5 protein-coding genes are annotated in these 6,182 nt (G+C 35.4%); all 5 read left to right on the forward strand.

Going from position 1 to position 6,182, the window contains the following annotated elements:
* The first annotated feature begins 43 nt into the window (after positions 1 to 43).
* The gene (gene pnuC, locus DRF65_RS19040) at positions 44 to 715 is read left to right on the forward strand and encodes a nicotinamide riboside transporter PnuC (RefSeq protein WP_115972329.1); all 672 of its coding nucleotides are present in this window, start codon (positions 44 to 46) and stop codon (positions 713 to 715) included.
* Positions 716 to 719: 4 nt separating this feature from the next.
* The gene (locus DRF65_RS19045) at positions 720 to 1,391 is read left to right on the forward strand and encodes a hypothetical protein (protein WP_115972330.1); all 672 of its coding nucleotides are present in this window, start codon (positions 720 to 722) and stop codon (positions 1,389 to 1,391) included.
* A 105-nt stretch (positions 1,392 to 1,496) separates the two neighbouring features.
* A complete protein-coding gene (dapF, locus tag DRF65_RS19050) occupies positions 1,497 to 2,264 on the forward strand; it encodes a diaminopimelate epimerase (protein ID WP_115972331.1) in 768 nt (255 codons plus the stop codon).
* A gap of 32 nt (positions 2,265 to 2,296) precedes the next feature.
* Positions 2,297 to 3,322, forward strand: coding sequence for an endolytic transglycosylase MltG (mltG, locus tag DRF65_RS19055; protein WP_115972332.1), 1,026 nt, complete (start codon positions 2,297 to 2,299; stop codon positions 3,320 to 3,322).
* A gap of 131 nt (positions 3,323 to 3,453) precedes the next feature.
* Positions 3,454 to 6,060, forward strand: coding sequence for a TonB-dependent receptor domain-containing protein (locus tag DRF65_RS19060; protein ID WP_115972333.1), 2,607 nt, complete (start codon positions 3,454 to 3,456; stop codon positions 6,058 to 6,060).
* The last annotated feature ends 122 nt before the right edge of the window (positions 6,061 to 6,182 follow it).

The following is a 6,182-nucleotide window of genomic DNA, read 5'->3' on the forward strand; positions in this document are numbered from 1 at the left end:
AATTCATTTTAAAAAGTCCATATTTTTGCTTATTTTTGATCGCATGAATTTATATGATCTTTTTGTAAAACCCTATGAAAACTATGATGCCTTACAGATTCTGCTTGAAGTATCAGGTGCCATTTTCGGAATTTTGAGCGTATATTTTTCCATTAAGAAAAATATATGGGTATATCCTACAGGCATTATTTCAACGCTGATCTATGTATATATTCTTTTTAACTTTGGGCTGCTGGGAGATTGCCTGATCAATGTTTATTATACTGTGATGAGTGTCTATGGCTGGATATTGTGGGCTAAAAATTCGGAAGACCATGTGCATGTGGACGTTACGTGGGCAACACAAAAAGAATGGTTCTATGCAGGAATCCTTTTTATCCTGAGCTTAGGACTTGTCACATTTATTTATTATTATAAGCCTTATATTGACAATCACTTTTCAATGGAAGGAACCAATCTTGGATTATATCATCTGGATTGGGCAAACTGGCTGGATATTTTTACCACTTCAATATTTTTAGTAGGAATGTGGTTTATGGCCAAACAGCGCATTGAGAACTGGATTTTCTGGATTATTGGAGATTTTATTTGTATGCCTATGATGATTTTTAAGGGGCTTGGCATCACTTCGGTTCAATATTTGGTATTTACTATAATGGCTATCTTAGGATACCTTAATTGGAAAAAAAGTTTTAAAGAAAAAAAAGTACAATAAAGTTATGAAAAATTTATTAAAAATAGCAGTTAGCATCTTTGCTATTAGCACTTTAACATCTTGTATGGCTTATACAGACGGATATGGCAGCAATGGTTATGGTGATCCATATTATAACAATGGATCTTACTACGCTCCTTCCGGATATTATGGCAATGGCGGATATTATGGTAATGACGGCTATTATTATAGAAACAACATCAATTACTACTATGATAATGGTATGCCTTACTATTATGACACTTATAATAATTCCAGAAGAAAAGTGTATGTAGAAAGAAGAAATACAACTCCTACGGTCACTTCACAAAGACCTAATAACGGTTTCCGTAATAACAACAGCGGATCTTATAACAATGGAGGATATAACAGAAACTCTAATAACAGCAACAGTGGTGGATTCAGAAATTCAAACAGCGGTTATCAGAATAATCAGGGAAATCAGAATAACCAAAATAACGGTGGATTCAGAAACCAAAACAGCAATAGTTTTGAAAACAGAACCCTGAACGCAGGCGGATTCAGAAACTCAGGAAGTACAAATACAAATACCAATACCAATACCACTAGACCTGAATCTTCAAACGGAGGAGGTTTCAGAAACAACTCAAGCACTCAAAGTACTCCAAACACCAGTTCAAGCAGAGAACAAAACAGTGGCGGGGGCTTTAGATAGAACAATTATAAATAACGATTATAAATAAGGAAACGAACAGTTAACACTGTTCGTTTTTCATTTTAAATATACTAATTTTGTTTCTTCATTCAGACAAAAAACAATATGGAATTTTATAAATATCAGGGAACGGGAAATGATTTTGTAATGGTAGATAACCGTGACCTTCAGTTTCCTAAAGACAAAAATATCATTGAAAAACTATGTGACAGACGTTTTGGAATAGGTGCAGACGGCCTTATTCTTCTGGAAAACGATCCTGATTATGATTTTAAAATGGTCTATTATAATTCAGACGGTGGAGAAAGTACGATGTGTGGAAACGGAGGAAGATGCCTGGTAGCTTTTGCCTTTTTTCTTGATGTTTTTGAAGACAAATGCAAATTCATTGCGATAGATGGTGAACACGAAGCAGAAATTCACAATGGGATCATTAAATTAAAGATGATTGATGTAAATACAATTTCACATGACGGAAATGATGCAGTTCTTAATACCGGTTCTCCTCATTATGTAAAATATGTAGAAAATCTTGCTGATTATGACGTTTATACCCAGGGACACAGCATCCGAAATTCAGAAAATTATACAGAAAAAGGAATCAATGTCAACTTTGTAGAAAAAATTTCAGATCATGAAATCTTTGTAAGAACCTATGAACGAGGTGTTGAGGACGAAACTTACAGCTGTGGAACAGGAGTTACAGCTTCTGCTTTAACTTTTCTTCAAAAAGACAATCTAACTTCCGTAAAAGTTAAAACCCTGGGAGGAAATCTTAAGGTATATGCTGAAAAAAGCGGTCATTCTTTCTGCAACATCTGGCTGGAGGGTCCTGCAAAGCAAGTTTTTAAAGGTAAGGTAGATATTCTTTAAAATCAAAAACTTTTAATCAATACTATTTAGGAATGAAAAAAGCTATTCTCATTATCATTCTGCTTGTTTTTGTAGTGGCAGGATTTTTTGGTTTGAGATTTTATAATAAATACTTCGGAAATAACGTAGAAAAGGACGGTTATATTTTGATCCCTCATAAGGCAAACTTTAATCAGATTCTTGATTCTATTGCTCCGTATATTAAGGATCGCAGTTCTTTCGAAGCGGTAGCTAAAGATAAAGGGCTTGTTACTAATTTTAAGGCAGGGCGTTATCATATTCAAAGTGGGAAAGGAAACACAGACCTTGTTAATATGATCAAAGCAGGTAACCAAACGGCCAATTCTTTCAGAATTGGTGATTTTGGAGATATGTACCAGATGATTGGAAAGGTTACCAAAAAAACAGAACTGGATTCTCTTCATTTTGTGAATGATCTGGATGTGGTTGCGCAGGAAAAAGGATATAAGAACATTGAAGACTTAAAGAAATATTTTTTCATTGATACTTATAATTTCTTCTGGACAGTAAGCCCAAGAGAATTTTTCGCAAAATTCGATGACCAGTACAATGATTTCTGGACCAGTGAAAGAAAAAATAAAGAACAGCAATCCGGACTTACAAGAGATCAGATTTATGCACTTGCATCAATTGTTTACAAAGAATCGGGAGGGAAGAAGGACGAAATGAAGACCATTGCCGGTTTGTATTTAAACCGATACAGAAAAGGAATGAAGCTTCAGTCTGATCCTACTGTGATCTATGCAATCAATAAGCAGACAAATTTTAAAGAACAGATCAAAAGGGTATTATATAAACATCTATCTACTCCGTCTCCATACAATACCTATGCCAATGCAGGGATTCCTCCGGGGCCGATCTGCGTAGTGGATAAGAACTCAGTAGATGCTGTTTTGAATGCAGAAAACAACAATTATATATTTATGTGTGCAGATCCCGCAAGATTTGGATATCATAAGTTTACAGCCAGTGCGGAAGAACATGCTGTAAATGCAAAAGCTTATCAGGATTGGCTCAATTCAAAGAATATAAAATAAGCTTTTAGCAGGCACCAGGATTTTACAGATAAAAACAATACATAAATCATAATATTTTGAAAATCAATTTAATATAAATTTTCAAAATATTAAGGGTTATCCTTTCACGATTTTATACAAAAAAATAACCTATGAAGAATAAGACAGAAATTGTCAATATTTTCACCAGAAAAACACTAGGACTTACGTTAGTACTTTCGGCAGCAGCAATGGCTTTTGCTCAGGAGAAGGCCGACATTTCAGGGATCATTGTCAATAAGAAGAACCAACCGGTGCCTTATGCCTCTGTAACCTTTAGTAACAAAGCCAACAAATCATTCAGTGATGCGGTATTGACCGATGAAAAGGGGCAATATAAATTACAGCTTGCTCCCGGCAGCTACGACATTACTGTAGAAGCTATTGATTACAAAAAAAGCATTATTAACAAAAATATTACCGGAGCCGGAAATATTGGTGCTTTATCTATTGAAGCTTCAACGACTTCCACATTAGACGGAAAAACACAGGAGCTCCAAGGAGTTGTTATTACAGCATCTGCAGCTAAACCCTATAAGGTAGAACTGGATAAAAAAACGTACGATCCATCACAGGATATTGTGAGTAAAGGAGGAAGTCTTCAGGATGTTCTTACGAATGTACCATCTGTTACAGTAGATACAGATGGAACCGTTTCTATGAGGGGAAGCTCTAATGTAAAATTCCTGATCAACGGTAAACCTTCTTCCCTATTAGGGATTGATGATGGAGCCAATGCATTGCAGAGTATTCCGGCTGACCAGATTGAAAGAATTGAGGTCATTACCAATCCTTCTTCAAAATTTGAAGCTAGTGGAACTTCCGGTATCTTAAATATTATTCTTAAAAAAAGCAAAAAAGTAGGATTTAACGGTAGTGTAGTGGGAAGTCTTGGATACTTTCCGAGAACCTCCCTTAATGCCAATTTAAGCTGGAGAAAAAACAACTGGACCTGGTTTGTAAATGGCGGTGGTGGTTATACGGAAAACAAAACCAAAAATAATGCTGAAACCACTTACCATAATATTAAATTCCCTGATGTAAAGCCTATCCCTACTACTCAGGAAGAAATAGATAAAATCCCTACCGTTCCTGTTCATCAGCTTCAAAACTCCACTAGTAAGACATATAATAAAAACTATAATGCAAGTGCCGGTTTTGTATATGATGTTTCTGAAAAAACGTCCATCAACTTAACAGGATTGGTGAGAACTTTCGAGGGAGACGGAAATGATCTGGTAAATACCTATGACACTTTTTACAAATACACAAAAGACACCTCAGATCCATGGAAGCTTATGAACCCTTATACATTAAGGGATTCTAAAACTGTTTTTAATAATCTTGCTTTTCAGGGAGATGTAGGTTTGGATCATAAATTTAACGATAAAGGGCAAAACTTATCCTTATCATTAAGTTTACAACGAAACAGAAGTAATAACAATGCAGACATTCTGGAAAGTGTAGATCATGTTCCTTCTGTACAGGATATTACAAGAAGACATTCTGTAAGTAAAACGGTAATCGGAAAGGCAGATTATGAATTACCAATAGGCGAAAATTCAAAAATTGAAGCCGGTTACAGATTGGATGTCAACAACAATACATATGATAACTTTGTAAGCACCACATCTAATAATCCACTGATTGCAGATTATAACAACAATACAGACTATCGGGAAATCTTCAATGCTTTCTATCTGCAGTTTAGGAGTAAGATTGGAAACTTCGGCTATCAGGTAGGATTAAGAGATGAAATTTCTAATGTTAAGATCCATTATATCAGCCAGAACCCTACGAAGGAGCCATTAGATAAATCCAAGAATTACAATAATTTATTCCCAAGCGTATTCTTAAGTTATGACATCGCTAAGAATAATCAGATCTTGGTTAATTACTCCCGAAGAATAGACAGACCAAGATCATTCTTTATGGTTCCTTTCTCAAGCTACACCAATAACCAGAATATTTTCGAGGGAAATATCGATTTAAATCCATCGTATGTAGATTCTTATGAAGTAGGCTATAACCTTACCAAGAAGAAGTTTACCCTGAACCCTACTTTTTATTATAGACATGCCACAGATGATACGAAAATGCTAGTCTACAGACCGGATGAAAGAAAAACAGTATTCTATACAAGACCGGAAAACCTGGGCAATGACGATCGTATCGGTTTGGATCTGAACTTTACCTATGATCCTTTTGCATGGTTCAAAATTATGGGAAGTGCAGATATATTCAGATACAAAACGACAGGAATTACTTCTTATGCTACCATAGATAAAGATGGTTTAGCACAGACAAGAGAATTAAACTTTACAGGAAGTGGTTTCTCTACAAGATTACGTCTTAATACAACGTTCAAACTGGATAAGACCTTAAGCGTACAGCTGCAAGGTTTCTACAGAGGTGGTCAAAAGACAGTCAGCCAGGACAGAAAGGATATGTATGCTCTAAACTTTGGAGCATCCAAAACCATTTGGAAAGGAGACGGAACTATTACTTTCAACATTCAGGATATCTTCAATACAAGAGGGATGGAAGTATTTAATTACACCAACGATTATACCCGTAGCAGCTTTATGCAATGGCAGCCAAGACAGTTTTCTATCTCTTTAACCTATAGATTCAAACAAGGTGAGAAAATAGAACAACCTAAGAGAAAAAAGGATATTAATTCTAATACAACCGGTGACGAACAGCAAGGCCCGATGTAATAAAACAAAAATCCCGAAATCTATAGACTGCACCCAAAAGTTTAGACAAAATTAAATAATATTATTATATGAAAGAGTTCGGTACTGTACTGGACTCTTTCCTTTTAGATTAAGCCTTATCC

It is taken from the genome of Chryseobacterium pennae (assembly GCF_003385515.1).
GTDB classification, from domain to species: domain Bacteria; phylum Bacteroidota; class Bacteroidia; order Flavobacteriales; family Weeksellaceae; genus Chryseobacterium; species Chryseobacterium pennae.